General features: G+C 51.3%; 16 protein-coding genes and 1 pseudogene. 2 read left to right on the top strand and 15 right to left on the bottom strand.

Features of this window, described 5'->3' with window-relative positions:
• Positions 1-55: 55 nt before the first annotated feature.
• From EV294_RS18290 to EV294_RS18270, 5 genes and pseudogenes are all read right to left on the bottom strand, one after another.
• Complete coding sequence (locus EV294_RS18290) at positions 56-967, bottom strand: NAD(P)/FAD-dependent oxidoreductase (RefSeq protein ID WP_132309315.1); 912 nt, start codon at positions 965-967, stop codon at positions 56-58.
• 109 nt (positions 968-1076) lie between these two features.
• Entirely contained in the window at positions 1077-1460 is a 384-nt protein-coding gene (locus EV294_RS18285) for an Rrf2 family transcriptional regulator (protein WP_132309313.1), read from the bottom strand.
• Positions 1461-1595: 135 nt separating this feature from the next.
• Positions 1596-1802, bottom strand: a complete 207-nt coding sequence (locus EV294_RS18280; RefSeq protein ID WP_243867465.1) for a pentapeptide repeat-containing protein — start codon at positions 1800-1802, stop codon at positions 1596-1598.
• Positions 1803-1917: 115 nt separating this feature from the next.
• Positions 1918-2484 (bottom strand): TetR/AcrR family transcriptional regulator, encoded by a 567-nt coding sequence (locus tag EV294_RS18275; RefSeq protein WP_132309312.1) that lies wholly within the window; start codon positions 2482-2484, stop codon positions 1918-1920.
• A gap of 117 nt (positions 2485-2601) precedes the next feature.
• A pseudogene (locus tag EV294_RS18270) lies at positions 2602-2739 on the bottom strand (3-ketoacyl-ACP reductase); the annotation flags it as partial.
• Positions 2740-2895: 156 nt separating this feature from the next.
• Here EV294_RS18270 and EV294_RS18265 point away from each other — a divergent pair.
• Positions 2896-4641 (top strand): fibronectin type III domain-containing protein, encoded by a 1746-nt coding sequence (locus EV294_RS18265; protein WP_132309310.1) that lies wholly within the window; start codon positions 2896-2898, stop codon positions 4639-4641.
• Positions 4642-4702: 61 nt separating this feature from the next.
• Here the strand turns inward: EV294_RS18265 and EV294_RS18260 are convergent, their stop codons facing one another.
• The 4 genes from EV294_RS18260 to EV294_RS18245 form a co-directional block, all read right to left on the bottom strand.
• On the bottom strand, positions 4703-5668 hold the full coding sequence (locus EV294_RS18260) for an acetylxylan esterase (protein ID WP_132309308.1): 966 nt from the start codon (positions 5666-5668) through the stop codon (positions 4703-4705).
• Positions 5669-5716: 48 nt separating this feature from the next.
• Entirely contained in the window at positions 5717-6244 is a 528-nt protein-coding gene (locus tag EV294_RS18255) for a cysteine hydrolase family protein (protein ID WP_132309306.1), read from the bottom strand.
• 69 nt (positions 6245-6313) lie between these two features.
• Entirely contained in the window at positions 6314-7075 is a 762-nt protein-coding gene (locus tag EV294_RS18250; RefSeq protein ID WP_481856084.1) for a sulfite exporter TauE/SafE family protein, read from the bottom strand.
• Between the two features lie 6 nt (positions 7076-7081).
• Positions 7082-8551, bottom strand: coding sequence for a carboxylesterase/lipase family protein (locus tag EV294_RS18245; RefSeq protein ID WP_132309302.1), 1470 nt, complete (start codon positions 8549-8551; stop codon positions 7082-7084).
• Positions 8552-8670: 119 nt separating this feature from the next.
• Between EV294_RS18245 and EV294_RS18240 the strand changes: the two genes are divergently transcribed.
• Entirely contained in the window at positions 8671-9570 is a 900-nt protein-coding gene (locus EV294_RS18240; RefSeq protein ID WP_243711699.1) for a LysR family transcriptional regulator, read from the top strand.
• Here the strand turns inward: EV294_RS18240 and helD are convergent.
• From helD to EV294_RS18210, 6 genes are all read right to left on the bottom strand, one after another.
• On the bottom strand, positions 9555-11993 hold the full coding sequence (helD, locus tag EV294_RS18235) for an RNA polymerase recycling motor HelD (RefSeq protein ID WP_132309300.1): 2439 nt from the start codon (positions 11991-11993) through the stop codon (positions 9555-9557). The two genes, EV294_RS18240 and helD, sit on opposite strands and share 16 nt — an antisense overlap.
• A gap of 282 nt (positions 11994-12275) precedes the next feature.
• Positions 12276-13754, bottom strand: coding sequence for an Lsa family ABC-F type ribosomal protection protein (locus tag EV294_RS18230; protein ID WP_132309298.1), 1479 nt, complete (start codon positions 13752-13754; stop codon positions 12276-12278).
• A 286-nt stretch (positions 13755-14040) separates the two neighbouring features.
• The gene (locus tag EV294_RS18225; protein WP_132309296.1) at positions 14041-14646 is read right to left on the bottom strand and encodes a dienelactone hydrolase family protein; all 606 of its coding nucleotides are present in this window, start codon (positions 14644-14646) and stop codon (positions 14041-14043) included.
• Entirely contained in the window at positions 14633-16708 is a 2076-nt protein-coding gene (locus EV294_RS18220) for a transglycosylase domain-containing protein (protein ID WP_132309294.1), read from the bottom strand. The genes EV294_RS18225 and EV294_RS18220 overlap by 14 nt, the downstream gene beginning before the upstream one ends.
• Positions 16709-16840: 132 nt before the next feature.
• Positions 16841-17167 (bottom strand): AzlD domain-containing protein, encoded by a 327-nt coding sequence (locus tag EV294_RS18215; RefSeq protein WP_132309292.1) that lies wholly within the window; start codon positions 17165-17167, stop codon positions 16841-16843.
• Entirely contained in the window at positions 17158-17883 is a 726-nt protein-coding gene (locus EV294_RS18210) for an AzlC family ABC transporter permease (RefSeq protein WP_132309290.1), read from the bottom strand. The genes EV294_RS18215 and EV294_RS18210 overlap by 10 nt, the downstream gene beginning before the upstream one ends.
• Between the last annotated feature and the right edge of the window lie 44 nt (positions 17884-17927).

Raw genomic sequence — 17927 nt, 5'->3', positions numbered from 1 at the left:
CGGATAAATTGGAAATCGTTATCCCAAAGTATTCGGCAAGGAGGACAAAAACCCTTTACAGAAGCTTCCAATTCTCTTCCGTAAGATCGGCCATTACGGCCATAGCCGCCTTGCTGCCCGAAGCAGCGGCATAAATCAATTGCGAAGGCATCACATAAGCGGCATCCCCCGCGGCGTACACGCCTTCAACCGTGGTTTTTCCCATCTCGTTCGTGATAACAGCTCCGTTTTCCATCGTGTCGTAACCTAACGCCTCGCTAAAATCGAGGTTTGGAATTTGTGCCGGGTCAATAAAGCCCCCGCTGCGTTCAATCGACGTGCCATCCGTAAAATGAACCCGTTCCAGCATGCCGTTTTGCCCTGACAAAAACGAGATTGGCGTATCGATAACGGTTATGCCTCTAGCTGCAAGCTGCTCCCTCTGCTCAACATTTAGAGCTTCTGCAGCTCCGTTCGTGCATACGATACAATCGCGGCTCCAGTTCTGAAGCAGCTTCACTTTATGAAAGGCATGCGGTTGATCCGAAATGATAACCAGTGCCTGGTCTCTTAACTCCCAGCCATCGCAGAACGGACAGGCGAATAAGCTTTTCCCGTAGAATTCCCGGATGTCTTTAATCTCGGGCAGTTCTTCTCTCAATCCTCCGGCTAAGATGATCTTGCCCGCTTGAACTTGTTCCCCTGCCGAGGTGTCGATGACGAATCCTTCTTCCGAGCTCCGGATATCCGTCACGCCAATCTCCCAATGCTTAACCGTCGGATAACCAAGCACCTCTTCATAGGCGATACGCCGAAATTCCGAGGGTTTCACCCCGTCCCTCGTAATAAAGCCATGGGAAGCATGCGTTACCCGATTCCTCGGCCTTGCGTTGTCGAATAGGGCAACCGTCTTTCTTGCCCTGCCCAGCACCAGTGCTGCGTTCAGGCCAGCCGGCCCGCCTCCGATAATGGCAACATCGTATTTCATCAATGAATACCCTCCTTGTTCATGAATTTCGTAGACTTTAAAGACTCTTAATGTCTGTGATATAGGCAAAAAAGGACATTGCCCTGAAAAATGCCAAGGCAATGCGGCTTTATTTCATCAGATCCACAAGCTTCGTATTTCTCAAATGCTGTTCCATGGCATCTTCAGCCGTCAGCATCACTTGGTGAATCTGGCATTCCGGATTCCCGCTGCCGCAGCATTCGAAGATCGAAGTAGTCCCCTCAATCGCATGAATAACGTCCAGAAAAGAAAGGTCTTCCTTCTTTCCTCTCAGACGGTAACCGCCATTCGCTCCGGAAGCCGACTCAATCAGCCCCGCTTTTACAAGCTTGGTCAAGATCTTCGAAAGATACGTAGGCGATAAACCCTGCTTATCCGCAAGCTGCTGAACGCCAACCGGTCTGTCCGGTGCAGCTGCAATGAGAAAGGCCATGGTGTGTAAGGCGTAGTTCGTCGCTTTTGAATATTTCATGATGATGAGCTCCTAATCACAGACTTCATGTGTCTATAATAGCTTTGATTAGAATGAACCGTCAAGCGCTTTTCTATTCATCTGCAAAACAATTTTAAATCGTACTGAATAAATAATAGCCCAAACGACGAGCGTTCACTTTATCTTCGCGCCGTGCGACATCGCAAATAAGACGGTTTGCTCGCGGTCCATTCTCAATCCCGCAACCGAGATGGATTTGAAATCCACCCCCTCCATCTTAGCCCCTCTGACATCGGTATCTTGCAGCTTCGCTTTGGCCAGCACGGCCATCGAGAGATCAGAATCCCGCAAATCGGCCTTCTCCAGATTGGCCCCGGTCAAATCGGCTTCGATAGCACACGGCTGTCAAGCCCCGGTGTGAACGCCTCGGAAAGTCAAGCTATTTATTTTTCAGTGCGGCGCAAAACAAAAAACCGCGTGCCCCGCGGTTTCGTGTTTAAAGGACGGGGGCTTGATACATCGTTTTGAAAATATGGCTCAGTTGAACGCTCATATGCTCCGGCGTCTGGCTGAAGCCTTCCTCATTCCATTGGATCAACAGCCCCATGATGGCATTCACCTGATACGCAACAATAAACGAATTGCTCTGCCCTTTTAGCCCGGTGCTTTCAATGATGAGCGCCTTAATTTTCTCGAATAATGAGTAGTAGTAGGAAATGGAGGATCTCTTATCGAACACGATTTCATAGAAGGGCTGGTACTTTTTCACATGATGGAATATCCGGATGGTTCCGGGGTCGAGCATGGTGTGATTCAGTTCCGTCACATGCCGGTAAGGCTCGTAATAGGACTCCTCGAGATCTTTAAGCAGGTTATTCAGATGCTCGTCGAATAACGCCCCTACATCGTTGTAATGCAAATAGAAGGTTCCCCGATTGACGCCGGCCTCCCGGCACAGCATGGAGACGGAGATCGACTCCAGTGTCTGCTTCTTAAGCAAGGCAAGCAAAGCCTCGTGCAAAGCCCTCTTCGTCTTTATAATTCTAAGATCATTCTCGTTCATTATCCTGCTACACCTCATGACTGTCGGTTTATCGCAATTTCCAGTCTTATAAGTATAGCATCATCTGAGCAGAAAAAAAGTTGCAAACCTAAGCAAGTGTTTATTTTAGGATCCGGATTAGAAGCCTGCCGTCCAGCCCGCGTCCGCGGCAAAAACAACGCCGTTGTCGAAGCTCGATTCATCCGAAGCCGGGAACAGAGCCGCCTGCGCAATCTCCTCCGTCTGACCAACGCGCGTGATTATGCCTTGCGTCACAAATAAATCGGTTCGCGCAAATACAGGGTAACCATATGGCGTCACTCTCCGAATGAAATAGTATCCCGGGATCGTACGTTTTTCCTCCTTGAGAGAAACCCTTTACCATTTAATAATAGTTTTGCAAGATAGTTCATGTTTGAATAGGAGGAATTAATGATGAAACTTGCCCAATCTCATCACGCCTTCACTCGCAGACTACTATCCTTTGTTTTGGTGCTGTCCCTGCTGCTGACGTTTATTCCCGCGGCAGCAAATGCGGCAGACCGCGGTACCTGGGCACCCAATGTGTCCTATGCCGTGAACGACACCGTTACATACAACGGTACAACCTACAAATGCATTCAGAGCCATACTTCCTTAACAGGCTGGGAGCCTCCCGTTGTACCGGCCCTTTGGAATCCCGTTCAAGGCGGTGGCGGGGATACGACAGCGCCAAGCGTACCTGGTAATGTCCGGGTTACCTCAACCACCTCATCCAGCGTCACGATCGCATGGAATGCATCTACCGATAATGTGGGAGTAACCGGCTACGATGTCTATCGCGGAACCATACTTGCCGGCAGCACGAACTCCAGCACGCTTGCCTTTACCAATACCGGGCTTAGCGCCAGCACTTCATACTCCTTTACCGTAAAAGCGAAGGATGCGGCCGGCAACGCCTCGGCAGCAAGCACCGCGGTTAGCGCAACAACCTTAGCCCCCACAGCCGACCAGACAGTCCCTTCCGCCCCTGCCAGCTTGCGTTCAACGGCAACCACTTCAACCAGCGTATCGCTTGCCTGGAATGCTTCCACCGATAATGTCGGCGTAACCGGCTATGATGTCTACAGAGGAACCACGCTTGTTTTATCCGTCACAGGAACATCCGCTAACGTGACGGGACTTACCGCTTCTACTGCTTATAGCTTTACGGTCAAAGCGAAAGACGCGGCCGGAAATGTATCCGCGGCAAGCAACGCCTTAAGCGTCACTACAAGTCCAGCGAATACGGGCGGCGGCAGTCTGCCGAAGCATACGCTGACGGGTTACTGGCAGAACTTCGTGAATGGAGCTACTAACGTAAAGCTTGGCGATGTGCCAAGCGAATACGATATTATCGTTGTGTCCTTTGCCGAGATGGATCAGACCAAACCCGGCGGAGTCACGTTCAGCGTGGATTCGGGCTTGTCCTCGGCGCTTGGCGGCTATACCAACGCCAATCTTATTAGCGAGATCAGCCAAAAGCATGCGCAAGGAAAAAAAGTCATTTTGTCCGTTGGCGGCGAGAAAGGCAACATTAATTTGAATAGCGCTTCGCCTAACGTGACTAACTTTGTCGACAGCATGTACGGCCTCCTTACCCAGTTTGGTTTCGACGGCATCGATATCGATCTGGAGAACGGCATGAATGTAGCGAATCTCACCTCCGCGGTCCGCCAGCTTCAGCAAAAAGCCGGCCCCGGCTTTGTTCTGACCATGGCGCCGCAAACCATTGACATGCAAAATGCGAATACCTCTTATATGCAGCTTTATAACAACCTGAAGGATATCACTTCGGTCATTAATGTTCAGTACTATAACTCCGGCTGCATGCTTGGCCGTGACGGCAAATGTTACTCCCAAGGCACCGTTGATTTCCTGACCGCCCTTTCCGACCTTACGCTGCAATGGGTTGCCCCGTCGCAGCTCGGTATTGGCGTACCGGCTACTACATCGGCGGCAGGCGGCGGTTATGTCGCTCCTGCGGTTGTAAACCAAGCCGTTAAATGTCTGGCAACCGGCAGCGATTGCGGCACTTATAAGCCGGTAGCGAAATATCCGGATTTCCGCGGCGCTATGACCTGGTCCATTAACTGGGACGCATCCGGCAATTATCTATTGGCCAGAACCGTGAAGCCGTATCTCGCGACCTTGCCGTAAACCAACAAAAGGAGCTTATGCCAACGAGACATCGTTGAGCATAAGCTCCTTTTGTTCTTTTTTATTCAAACCATTCGCTGAAATGTTCGGCCAGATAGGCCAGCTTGACTTCGGTCTGCCTGCCGCCTCCGCCTTCGTGCCCGTTAAACGGATAAATGACGATCTCTTTCTCCGTTTGAATCCGATTGTAGGTGGCGAAATACATTTGAGCCGGACAAGTCTCGTCCTTAAGCGCAACCGAGGCAAGCACGGGGCACTTAATCCGGTGAGCCAGATTCATCGTATCGAAATAGCTTAAGTTATCCATGACAAGATCGGTTTGCTCCGGATGCCTCTTCAAGTATTCGGCTACCGCGCCAAACGCTCCGTGATTCCCTTCAATGCGGGCGACCAGATTGCTGTTGCTCGGAACGTCGACCATAGCCAGCTTCGGACGGTTATCCAAGGCTACGACCGCCATGCCCAGCGCCCCGCCTTGGCTTCCGCCTTCAATGACAATCTTGTCCGCATCGATATCCGCCTGCGCGCAAGCGAAATCGATGGCTTTGAGACAATCCATGTAAGCATACCGGTAATAATATTCCCATTTGTTATGCACGCCTTTGCTGGCGACATTCGAGAGGAAGCCATGCGTATAGCTGGCGCTGTTGCCCGTTGGGCCGCCCTGGTCCCGGCAGTCCACCGCTAGAACGGCCATGCCCATCATCGTCCAATGCATATGACCGGCAGGCTCTCCCCGGCTTCCCGAGAAGCCATGGTAATGGATAAGGCACGGATATTTTTCTTGCTTCAGAAAGGCGGGGACAATAAGCCAGCCGCGGATTCTTGTCTCATCGAGGCCGTTAAACGCGATATCGTAAACCTTGACATGCTTGCCGGAATAATTAATCTCCGTCCGTTCCGGTTGAAGCGGTACAGCCTTTGCCTGTTCAATTGTAGCGCTCCAGAAGGAATCGAGATCGTCTTTGCCCGTTAACGGAGGAAGATAACGATATAAATCCCTGGTTACTTCTTCAATATAACCCATCTGTCAGATAAACCCCTTCTTCATTCATGTGATTAATGATTAATCCCACTAAATAAATTCAACCTCTGAAGCTTCCAGGAGCTTGACGCGTTCGGCAAATGAGCGGTTGTATTCTTCAATGATCTGTTCGGCGCTGCGGGAGCCTTGTCCGCATGTGCTGTGGGCATCCTTCACTACAATAACGTCGTAGCCCAGTTCGACTGCCCGCCGGCATGTCGCGTCAACGCATAAGTCCGTCTGCAGACCGGACAGGACCAGCTTTTTAATCCCTCTGGCGTCCAGCTCATCCTGAAGATTAGTCTCGCGGAAAGAATCAGGCACGTGCTTTTGAATAATTAGGTCTTGGGCTGCCGGCGCAATTGCGGTATGAATCTCCCAGCCCGGTGTATGGGTTTCCAGGGGTGCTCCCTCTTCCTCATTGTGCTGGACATAGATAACCGGATTATGACTCTCCCGCGCTTTGGCGAGGAGCAATTGAATACGGTTTAACAGCTGTTCCTCTTCATGAATAGGATAATCCTCGAGAAACATGCCGTTCTGAACGTCAATAACCATTAACGCAGTATCCTTGCTCACTTGCATACAGCTCCCTTCAATCGCATTAGGATAAATAAGGAGTTCGCTGAAGACCTTCCGGTATCCTTTTTAAAGGAGCAAAATCGCCGCGCCAAGCATTGGCGTCAACACCATGCAGGTCTTGAGCATAACCGATGGCACGCGTTTCGTGAATTTCGCGCCGATATAAGAGCCAAGCATCGTGCCAATCACAACGGCGATCAGCAACTGAAGGTCCAAGTATCCGATTGAGTAATAACCGGCTCCTCCCGCTAACGCGATAGGCATAATAACAAGCATGGTTGTTCCTGCCGCGAACCGCATGGACATGCCCAGCATGAGCATCAGCCCAAGCTGGATGAATGGAGTTGATCCGATCCCGAACAGGCCGGACAAGGCCCCCGTTACCAAACCGATAGAAGCAGCGGACGCATAGAACCTCATGCCGCTTGCCTGCATCGGCGCTGATGGGCTTTTCCCGCCATGCTTAGCCTGATAAGCCATTCTGAACCAAAGAGCCAGACCGGAGCTGAACAGCATTCCGGAGGTCATCCAGCCTAACCGATCCTCCGGAATAAAGGAAGACCAGCCCGAGCTGACCCAGGCGCCTGCCGCGCCTGCCAGGCCAACAATGGCGCCGGTCTTCAGAATCATATTGCCTTCGCGGTAATGGCTGACGGACCCGGATAAAGAGGAAAAGAACATCGCCGCAAGAGCGGTGCCAAGCGCCGTATGAATCGGATAACCGAAGGCAACCGTCAAGATCGCGATAATAAAACCCGATCCCCCTGCCCCGACAAACCCAAGCAAAAGTCCTAGAAGCAGCATTGCAGCCGTCACTTCAACAAGCATCATTTCTTACGTCCTCCAAACCTGATGCGCGACGGTAATCCCGATTGGCGGCGCAAAGTTCTCTTGAACATAGCTTTCCAGCTGAAGCATCATGACGGATTGATTATTTCCATACTCCGGCCACTCAGGCAGCTCAGAGGTATTCGGGTCACCGCAACGGATGAATGCATTCCAGCCTGCGCGCATCCCGGCAGCTAGACCTGCTGCTTCATCCGCAATGAAATAAGGATCGTTTGCTTGATTGGAGAGATCTCGCGTTGGGTTTTCTACATGGTTAATCAAACTGCCTTCGTAACCGTGAATGGCTCCAAGCCAACCTCCGTACGTTAGCCTGTACATCCATACCTGCGCACCCGAGGCCGCAACCGCTTGCCCGAGCTGCATGCAGCCAATCGCATACAAATGCTCGGTTAACGCTTTGCTCCAGGCCTTTTCCGCGGGAATCGTCCCGGAATGCCGGATGAAGGAATGCCATACCATCTGTTGATTCTCGCCAAACAGTCTATTCAGCGTGTCGGCATGGGGCTGCTGTAAGCCCGGATCGTTGAAAATAAACATGGCCGCTTCGTCCTCGTTTGTTCCGATCAAGAGAGGCGGCAGCTTCTCTGCTTCTGTGAGATAATGGATGGGATCTAAAGGAATAAGAAGGCCGTCCGCAACGGGCCCAAACATATGGAGATTGCCGGCCGTGTCCGGTCCTACCTTCATCTGAGCCTGGATCAGCTGCTCGGCCGGCAGTTCGAGAAGCCGCTCCGCTTCCTCCGGCTTCAACCCTAACGTTTGAAGGAGTCTGCTCGTGGTGACGGCAGCGGTTTTCCTGTCCCTTATGGATTGCGTCGCCCCGCTTTGCGCAACCGCTCGATGGAACAGTCCTTCCGCGGCCTTCATGGTGTACAAGGTTGCCGTACACTTGGCACCGGCGGAATTCCCCATAACGGTTACTCGCGCAGGATCGCCGCCAAAGGCGGCGATATTCGTCTGAGCCCAGCGCAGCGCCGCGATAATGTCCAGCATGCCGTTATTTCCCGATGTCGCGTATTCCTCTCCAAGCACCTCTTCCAAGGCAAGAAAACCCATGGCCCCAAGCCGGTAGTTGAGCGAGACGAAGACCATATCTTCTTCGGCGGCAAAACGGCTGCCGTCGCAGTCCGCACCTTTGCCGGATATAAATCCGCCGCCATGGACGTAAACAAGAACAGGCCGAAGCGCCCCCGCAGCACCGGATGTCCAGACATTCAGATTCAGACAATCCTCCGAGTACGCAAGCTCCGGAAAGGAACGGTTAGGGTCAACATGCTGATAAGCGATTGGGCCAAAAGCGCCGCAGTCCCTGATTCCCTCCCATGCCTGAGGCGCTTGAGGCGGCTTGAATCTCAGCTTTCCGACCGGTGCTTGCGCATATGGAATCCCTCTATATACATAGCAGCCGCTTAATTGAACGCCTTTTACTTGTCCCGATGACGTTTGAATAATCACTAGAGCCCTTCTCCCATCTGTATGGTGATGTGATCATTATAATCTTGAGAATCCATGAACTCTAATATATATTTAGGCATAGCAACTATAACCCTAAGGTTATAACAAGGAAAGAAAAGGTGAATCCATTGGAGCTCCTGCAACTGAAATATTTTCAAACGGCGGCGCGATTGCAGCACATGACGCAGGCCGCCAGGCAATTGCATATCTCTCAGCCTGCCCTTAGCAAAATGATCGCTTCCCTCGAAGCGGAGCTTGGGGTAAAGCTGTTCGAACGCACCAACAAATCAATCCGGCTTAATGAGCATGGCATCCATTTTCTGAACAAAGTGGATATCGCTCTTCAAGCTTTGGAGGATGGAAAGAAAGAGCTGCAGGATTTGGTGGAATCTCCTTCCGATTACATCACGCTGGATGTACGCGTCTCCTCCCATCTCCTTCCAGGCCTTCTTGCCGATTACCGCAAGACGAGACCGGATACGCAATTCCATCTGCTTCAGCACGCTTTGCCCGGCGAACATGCTTACGACTTTGACTTATGCCTGTCAGACGGGGCTGTGCCTCCGCCCGGCTGTCATTCGGTCGCCTTGCTGCGGGAGAGTATTGTCGTTGCGCTGCCCTCCGAGCATCGTCTGGCAAAGCGCGACCGGATCAGCCTGCAGGAATTGAAGGAGGAAAGATTCATCAGCCTTCCTCCCGGCAAATCGCTGCGGGAGACTACGGATGCCTTCTGCCGGCTCGCCGGCTTCACGCCGCCTATTCAGTTTGAAAGCGATGATCCCGCCACGGTCCGCGGTCTCATTCGGGCGGGTCAAGGGCTAGCTTTTCTTCCTGCCGTTACTTGGGGAGGCTCAACCGGACCGGACGTGGTTACTGTCCCTCTGAAGGAAGAATATTGCGAACGTTCCATCTCGCTTCATTGGCCCAAGGGACGATACCTGACACAAGCGGCCGCGTCGTTTCGGGATTGCACCATCCGGTACTTCTCGGAACTGGCCGATGCTTATTCCAAAGCATGAAGCTCGTATAGCTCCCCGCTCAAGGATTGCAGATAAGGCGCCCATTCCCCGCTAATGTAGAGGTGGAGCTGATGCATCGCGCGGGTACATGCCGTATAGAACAGCTTCCTTTCGCTCTCGCGATGATAGGACTCCGACGATGCGTCGTAGATCGCGACGGCGTCAAACTCCACGCCTTTGGCCAGATAAGCCGGGATAACCATAATGCCTGATTCGAAGGTTAACGTTTCCGTTGTAATGAGGCGAATGTCTTCCATTCCGTTCGACGTCAGCGCTTCGTAAGCCTCCTTGCTTTCGGCTGTGTTCTTCGCAATGACGGCGATCGACCGGTGGCCTTCCGCCTGGAGAGACTCAAGATCTTGAACAAGCTGCCGGAGCAATGCCCCGCGGCTGCTAGCCGTCGTGATCAACGGCTTTTTGCCATGACGGTCAAACGGTACGATCTCTTCCCCGCCTGGGAGCATCAGCCTGGTGAACTCCACGATCTCTTTCGTCGACCGGTAGCTTTGCAGGAGCGGAATGAGGGTAGTACTCTCCTCCCCGTACAACTTAAGCAGCGGCGAGTCTTTTCCCCCGAGCTTGGAGGATTGGGTAAAAATCGCCTGCCCGAAATCGCCAAGCACGGTCATGCGGGCATTCGGGAACAGCTTCTTCAGGAACGCGTATTGGAATGGCGAATAATCCTGGCCTTCGTCCACGAAGATGTGGCGGACAATCGTATTCATCCGGGAGCCTTCAATTAATTCCTTAAGAAACAGATAAGGCGTAGCATCTTCATAGAACAGCTCTTTTTTGGCCAGCTTCTCCTTCGTTTGCCTGCAAATTTCCGGCCAGTTGGCCGGCGCTGCCGCACCTTCGGTCATCCGGCTATAAGCCGTTTCGTCTTCGTCAAACAGCTGCGCGTAAAGCCCGTTTACATCGACGAACTTCATTTTCTTCACCATCCGGCGTAAAGGCTTGAAATGCTCCTTCACAATCATTTGGCGCAGCAGGTCTTCCTGTTGTTCGGAGAAGTCGAAGATTTGATCCTCTCCCTGATTCGTAAACTTGCGGGCGCGGTCCAGCGCTTTCGCATAACGCTCGGAAACGTCAAACAGCTCTTCGTCGCGCTGGAATTTCTTCAGGATCTCGCTGTAAACCTCCACGTATTGCTCGTTATCAAGGTAATCAAGCTCTTTATCCACCCACTCCGCCGACAGCTCGTTGCGCGCGAATTTGCGCAGCTCCTTCAATACCCATTCCTGCAGCAGGATAACCCGATTGGCGAGGCGGACGGAAGGATCGTAACCGTAAAATTGCTCGGACAATTGCCTCGAAGTAATGAGCTCGCGATCCCGGAACCGTATGCTCTTAAACAACATGCCTTCCCGGCTTAGCCATCCTGCGTACTTCTGAAGCGCATGAAGGAAGGCTTCCGATGCTTTGTACCGGATCCCGTCAACCCGTGCTTCATATCCATCAGCCGCTTCCTGCGTGAGCACGTATTCGATCTGTTCGAACGGGTCCTCCAGCTGCATGGCTGCCCCCAGCCAGTAGTCCAAATATTCCTGGAAGGTCGTCTGCTGCATGTTTTCCTCGCCAAGCTCGGGAAGAACGGTTGAAACATAACTATTAAACATCGGATTAGGCGAGAAAAGCACGATCTGGTCGGCCGTCAACCGCTCTCTGTGCTTATACAGCAAATACGCTGCCCGCTGAAGGGCAGCCGAGGTTTTCCCGCTTCCGGCCACTCCCTGCACGATCAGCATCCGGCTGGTATCGTTGCGGATAATCGCGTTTTGTTCCTTCTGAATCGTGGCCACTATGCTTTTCATCTGGTTATTGGCGCCTTGCCCGAGCACCTGCTGCAGCATGGAATCACCTATAGTGACGCTTGCATCAAAGAAATTTAGAAGCTCCCCGTCTTTAATCTGGTACTGCCGTTTGAGCTCCATCCTTCCTGCGATCCGTCCGCCAGGCGTCGCGTAGGAAGCAGGACCCGGAGAATAGTCGTAATACAAGCTTGCGATCGGCGTCCGCCAATCGTAGACCAGAAAGTTCATTCCGTCCGATGCCAGGAAGGACGATAAGCCGATATAGACCTGCTCTGCCTCATTCACGCCATCCTCTTTAAAGTCAATGCGCCCGAAATAAGGGGATTGTTGAAGCCGTTTCAGGCTTTTCCACTGCTGGCGCCTTTTCTCGTGAGTCCGCTCCCGCTCGGATAATAACGCGGCCTGCTGATTGATGCTGAAGAACGTTTCTTCGAAATCTTCGTCCGAGCTTGTATTGACGGTCACTTCCTCCCAAAAATGCCTGCGTATATTCGAGGCCTGACCGTACAGCTGATCCACTTCCGGCTCGAGCTCCGCAATTTTTTCTTTCAGCTTAACTTTCACTTCATGAAGGCGATTTTGCTCCTGATCCCATTCTTTCTGCATCATAACTATAAACACACTCCTTCTCGAATTTAAAAAAAATCTCGAAAATAAACGTTTGACATTTGACAACCGCATGCGCCGCATGATATTATATAAGTGTAGATAAGATGTGTTTAGTGCGACCATACATATGAAACTCATGCAGAGGTTTTATTACTATAGCATGATTTTTTTTGATACGCAATCGTAAATTCCGCCTCGTTGTCCATACGAGGCTTTTTATTTTTATCCGTCATACAGCAAGGCCGCCCTTCTCTTAAACGAAGGGCGGCCTTTTTTTGTTTGTTAAAGCTCAACGATTTTAGTCGCGATATTTTCGCAAAATGCCCGGTCATGCTCGACAAACAGAATGGTTGGCGCATGCTCCAGCAGCAGCTCCTCGATCTGCATGCGGGAGATGACGTCGATAAAGTTCAAAGGTTCATCCCATACATGAAGATGCGCTTTCTCGCTTAAGCTCTTCGCAATTAAGACCTTCTTCTTCTGGCCTCCGCTGAAGGCGGAAATATCCTTCTCGAACTGAATCCTGGAGAAGTCCAGCTTGCGCAGAATAGCTTTAAATAGACTCTCGTCGATTCCGTGCTCTCTGGCGTAATCCGTCAAATTGCCCCGCAGGTGGGAAGTATCCTGGGACACGTAAGAAATTTTGAGGTTGCTTCCCTTGCGGAATGTCCCGGTATAAGTCAGGTCTTCTCCGACGATCAGCTTAAGAAGACTGGATTTGCCGGAGCCGTTACGGCCGGAAAGTGCGATGCGATCTCCCTGCTCGATCGTAAAGCTGACGTCCGTGCATACTTCCTTATCGCCATAGTAAACCGAGACCCGCTCCAGCTCCGCGAGCTGAGGCTTATGGTAAGTCAGCTGCTCGAGCTTCAAGCTGTCGGAAGACTCGATATTTTTCAATAGCGTGGATTTCTCGTCGATTGCCGTTTGCTGACGCTGCTCCATCGACTTCGAGCGCTTCATCATTTTGGCTGCTTTATGTCCGATATAACCTTTGTCTACCTTGGAGCCGGAATTTCTCGTGCCGTTCTTTGTCTTCTCGACTTCATGAGACCAGTTATTCGTGCGTTTCGCCGCATCCGACAGCCGCTTAATATCTTTTTTCAGCTTATCATTCTCCGCCAGCTCGTATTGATCCTGCCGCTCCTTGTTCTCCCACCAGTCAGAGAAATTGCCCTTCTGAATTTCGATATTCGTTCGGTTGATGGAGAGAATATGGTCAACGCAATGATCCAGGAAGGTACGGTCATGGGAGACTAGGATAAATCCGCTCTTGCTGTTCAAATATTGGCTGACCAGCTTCCGCGCGTTCATGTCCAGATGGTTGGTTGGTTCGTCGATAAGAAGGAAGCTGTCCTCTTTCAGGAATAAGGCGGCAAGCAGCACCTTTGTCTGCTCACCGTTCGAAAGCGTATTAAACGGCCGGTACAGAACATCATCGGATACCTGTAGCAGCGTCAATTCGCGCACGAGCTCCCATTGCTGGTAATCCGGATAAATTTCCTCGACGACATCCGCCGTCAAATATTCCGGATGCTCTACCCGGAACGGAAAATACTCGAACGTTACGTTCGCCGAAATATGTCCGCTGTATTCGTATTTACCAAGCAGCAGGTTCATAAAGGTTGTTTTTCCCCGGCCGTTGCGACCGGTAAAGCCCAGCTTCCAGCTCGTATCAATCTGAAAGCTGACATTCTCAAAAATATTATCGTAGCTGCCCTCATGGGCAAACGTAAGGTTCGAGACATTAATCAATGACATGGAAATTCCCCCCGCAATCAAAAAGAGCTGCAAGAAAGTTACCTTTCTCGCAGCTCAAATGAATACGGCAAATCCGGCCCTTGGATACCGTCCAAACGGGTCGGAAAAGGATATTCGCCTGAGTGAAAAAGAGGTAGTAACTCTCTTGCGCATAGAAAAATAAAACAATCGAAACGGATCGTTATCGTTCGTTTTATTCTTGTCTACCGTCGCAAGAAAATCCTACATATCTTTTTCAACCCCAATCCTTAAATTACAGGTATCTTAACATACCCTTTTTTGAAATTCAACCAATGGAATTGAGAAAATCCGTCATTCGACCAAAGGCTTTTTCCGCCGATGCTTGGACATACCGCGGAGAATAAGGATCCGCAAAGCCATGATTTCCGCCGAATTTGCGGATTTGGACCTGCGTGTTGCCCCGTAATTCGGCTATCAACTCATCCACGTTAAACGAGGGCTCGGCTTCCGGATAAAACAATAACACCGGGCAGGCAAGATTGATCTCCTTATAACTACGGATTCGGGAGCCATAGTAGCCCACCACCGCCGAGATATCGGGGCTCATGCCGCACATCCAGGATGCGGTTGCCCCAACGCTGAATCCAACAAGGAATAATTGTCGGTATTGCGGCTTTAGCTGACCGGTTAATGTTAGTATGGCGGAAGATGCTTTATCGAATCCGACATGCTCCGTAAAATTTCGGTAAGCCTCTGGCTCTTGTTCATAACCAAAAGGCTCTTTCCGGTCGAGCAGATTCGGAGCATATACATCATACCCCTGCTCAGCCAATTTTGTACACATCGTTGAGATATGCGAATTCAGACCGTAGATCTCATGGACTACGATAACGGCCTTATCCGAATGCTGCTTGATCTCAATCCTCGTCATTTTTGCCTTCTCTTCCCTTTCCTTTGCCTTTATGCTCGTCTGACGGCCCTTTCTTCGGCTTATCTTTCTCCGGTTTATCGTGCTTCGGTTTTTCGCGACCCGGTTTATCGTGCTTCGGCTTATCCTCTTTCTCCTCCTGTTTCTTCCCGGTATCCTTTGGTTTCTTCGAAATCCCAGGCGCTTTCGCAAAGGCCATTACCGGCTCGCCTTCAAGAGCTTCGCTCATCAGCTTCTGGAATACGGCTGCTGCTGCCTTCGAGGTTGTCGTCAGGTAGTGGCTGGCATCCGTATGGTCATAACCCAGCCATACCGCTCCAACCAACTGCGGCGTATACCCGACAAACCAATTGTCCTTCATCCCTTGTCCGCCGGTTCCCGGCATTTCGGTAGTACCCGTCTTGCCTGCTACCTGGCGATCGCCAAGGGCCGCTGCGTCGCCGGTACCTTCCTTGACGACTCCTTCAAGCATCGCAGTCATCGTCCGGGCAACGGCAGGCTCCGTCACTTTCACGCTGCCGTTGGAATCGAATTGGGCTGTTGTCTCCCCTTCAGCCGGCTCGATCCGAGTAATGGCATGTGCCGGAATCCGCGTTCCGTCATTCGCGAATACGCCAAAAGCTTCCGCCATGGCGAGCGGCGAGACTCCTTCCTGCAAGCCGCCTAAAGCAAGTCCCAGCGTCCGGTCCGAATCCGTAAGCTCGATACCGAACCGCTTTGCGGCTTCCATCCCTGCATCAATCCCCATCTCATTAAGCAGCGATACCGCAGGCACATTATAAGAATGAATGAGTGCTTCATAGATCGATACTTCGCCAAGATAGCTGCCGCCCGCATTTTTGGGCTGATAACCTCCGAAATTAACCGGTTCATCCATTAAAGTACTGTCCGGAGTATACCCACGCTCCAAAGCCGGCGTATACACCGATATCGGCTTCATCGTAGAGCCCGGCTGGCGTTTCAGCTGCACCGCCCGGTTAAAGCCGCGGAACGGCTGCTCGCCGCGGCCTCCGATGAGAGCCCGTATCCCGCCGTCTCTAGGATCTACAAGCACAGCCCCGCTTTGAATCAGCTGATCCGAGCTGCTCGACGGAAAGAGGCTGTCCTCCGAATAGACTTGCTCGGCGGCTTCCTGCATCTTCCTATCCAGAGTCGTATAGATCCGGAATCCTCCGTGAAGCACTTCATTTTCCGTTAATCCATATTTCTCGCTTGCCTCTCGAATGACCTGATCGATGAAATACGGGTATTTAATGGCGTCACTGCTGCTTGGCTTCGAGCTTTGAATATGAAGCGGCTCCTTTACCGAGGCCTCATAAGTCGATTGATCAATCTTGCCCTGATCCTTCATAAGCTTCAGCACGACGTTTCTGCGGGCTTTCGCTTCCTCCGGATGGCTGTAGGGCGAGAGTGCCGAAGGCGCCTTGATCATTCCGGCAAGCAGTGCCGATTGCGTAAGCGACAGTTCGTTCACCGGAATGCCAAAATACACCTCGGAAGCCTTCTTAATCCCCCAAGCCCCTTCGCCAAAATAAATCTGGTTCAAGTAAAAGGTTATAATCTGCTGCTTATCGTAATTTTTCTCGATTTTCTCGGCGAGCAGCAGCTCCTTCCACTTGCGGGTCCAGGTCCGTTCCTGGCTAAGAAACACGTTTTTCGCCAGCTGCTGCGTAATGGTGCTTGCTCCCTGTACCGTCTTGCCATTAGTCAGATTGGTCATCATGGCACGGGCAATCCCTTGCAAATCCGTGCCTTTATGCTCGAAGAACCGTTTGTCCTCTACGGCGACTACCGCTTCGATCAGTTGCTCCGGCAGGCTGTCATGGCTGACGGCTTCGGCTTTTTTCGGCGAAATGCGAAGCGCTTCTTCGTTATTCTGATCGTAAATGATCGTGGAGGCAGGCAGCGGCTCCTCCAGCAAGGACACATCCTGCCTCGCAACCATGAATTTAAATGCAATTACTCCCACTACGGCGAAAAAAACGCAGGCAATCATAACAAGAAGGACAAGCTTCTTCCATAGTCCTCGTTTTTTTGCTTTTTGATAATGCATCTCTGATCTCATTTCAACTTCCTCCAAGCTTGCTGCAACAACCTGTTACTTTTGTCTTGGATAATCATTCGCAGTCAAGACCCGTTTTCTGTACGTAGGATCTAAACAAATGCCATTATAAGAAAAAGTCTGCGATATACGGACCTATAATATCAACCGCAGCATCATGACGGTTACTACGCCCGTGATAATCGTGCCAAGCAAGCTGCGCGTGAATATCGCTACCAAGAAGGTGGGCAGCGCGGCAAACAGCTCGATGTTATCCTGCAGAGCGGTAAGCTTACCGCCGGTCATCAGCAGTTCATTGCCTAATAAGGCTGCCATAACCGCAACCGGTATATAGCTTAGCCATCGCATCGCGAGATCCGGGATTTGCAATCGGCTGAGCACAACAAGCGGCAGCACCCTGGGAACAAAAGTAACGATTGAAGCACCTAGTATAATGGCAAGAATATCCCATCTTATTTCCATCGTTCAATCAACACTCCTATTGTTGCCGCGCTTACGGTAGCGATAATAACCGCCACGCTTCCCGAGGTCACCGTGCTTGCACCTACAACGATAATCACCGCGCTTACGACAACGACCATATCTCTGAACAGCTTCTGGCGGCCTAATAGCTGCAAGACCAGCAGTCCAATAAACATCGCAGGCAACGCGAAATCGAGCCCGAACTTCTCCGGATTCGTAATCCATTGCCCCAGAAAAGCTCCCGCCATCGTAGCAAGTATCCAATTGAGATAGGCCGTTACATTCAGACCGTTCATCCAAGATTCGCTAAGCGCCCTCGTGTTTGCGGCTTTGTTCATAGCCACTCCAAAAGTCTCGTCCGTCAAAAGCGTACCGATCATCACGGTCTTGAACGCCGTCAACTGGCGGAAATAAGGAGACAATGCCGCGCTTAGCAGCAGATGCCGAAGATTAACGATAAATACGGTAAACACGATTGCCGCTATGGAGCCTTGCGAGGCTACCATACCGGCGATAATAAATTGCGCGGAGCCGGCATAAATAAGAATCGACATCAAGGTAATTTCCAGTACGCTTAACCCCGAGGTATGACCAACCACTCCCGCCGCGAATCCGATGCTTAAATACCCCAGTAAAGTAGGTACGCAATCCTTCACCCCTTGAAGGAAGCCGTTCTCGTCTCTTTCCATTCTAAGCTGTGCGTTCTCTTGCTGCATGTACTTCCCTCTCTTAAGATAAGCTATCCCTTTATCTTAACATA

It is taken from the genome of Paenibacillus sp. BK033, assembly GCF_004345425.1.
GTDB lineage: Bacteria > Bacillota > Bacilli > Paenibacillales > Paenibacillaceae > Pristimantibacillus.
This window is presented reverse-complemented; position numbering and strand designations above follow the sequence as displayed.

Bases quoted from the DNA above. Each gene is read 5' to 3' on its own strand.
- EV294_RS18290 (WP_132309315.1), bottom strand. From the start codon at position 967: ATGAAATACGATGTTGCCATTATCGGAGGCGGGCCGGCTGGCCTGAAC.
- EV294_RS18285 (WP_132309313.1), bottom strand. From the start codon at position 1,460: ATGAAATATTCAAAAGCGACGAACTACGCCTTACACACCATGGCCTTT.
- EV294_RS18275 (WP_132309312.1), bottom strand. From the start codon at position 2,484: ATGAACGAGAATGATCTTAGAATTATAAAGACGAAGAGGGCTTTGCAC.
- EV294_RS18265 (WP_132309310.1), top strand. From the start codon at position 2,896: ATGATGAAACTTGCCCAATCTCATCACGCCTTCACTCGCAGACTACTA.
- EV294_RS18260 (WP_132309308.1), bottom strand. From the start codon at position 5,668: ATGGGTTATATTGAAGAAGTAACCAGGGATTTATATCGTTATCTTCCT.
- EV294_RS18250 (WP_481856084.1), bottom strand. From the start codon at position 7,075: ATGCTTGTTGAAGTGACGGCTGCAATGCTGCTTCTAGGACTTTTGCTT.
- helD (WP_132309300.1), bottom strand. From the start codon at position 11,993: ATGATGCAGAAAGAATGGGATCAGGAGCAAAATCGCCTTCATGAAGTG.
- EV294_RS18230 (WP_132309298.1), bottom strand. From the start codon at position 13,754: ATGTCATTGATTAATGTCTCGAACCTTACGTTTGCCCATGAGGGCAGC.
- EV294_RS18225 (WP_132309296.1), bottom strand. From the start codon at position 14,646: ATGACGAGGATTGAGATCAAGCAGCATTCGGATAAGGCCGTTATCGTA.
- EV294_RS18220 (WP_132309294.1), bottom strand. From the start codon at position 16,708: ATGAGATCAGAGATGCATTATCAAAAAGCAAAAAAACGAGGACTATGG.
- EV294_RS18215 (WP_132309292.1), bottom strand. From the start codon at position 17,167: ATGGAAATAAGATGGGATATTCTTGCCATTATACTAGGTGCTTCAATC.
- EV294_RS18210 (WP_132309290.1), bottom strand. From the start codon at position 17,883: ATGCAGCAAGAGAACGCACAGCTTAGAATGGAAAGAGACGAGAACGGC.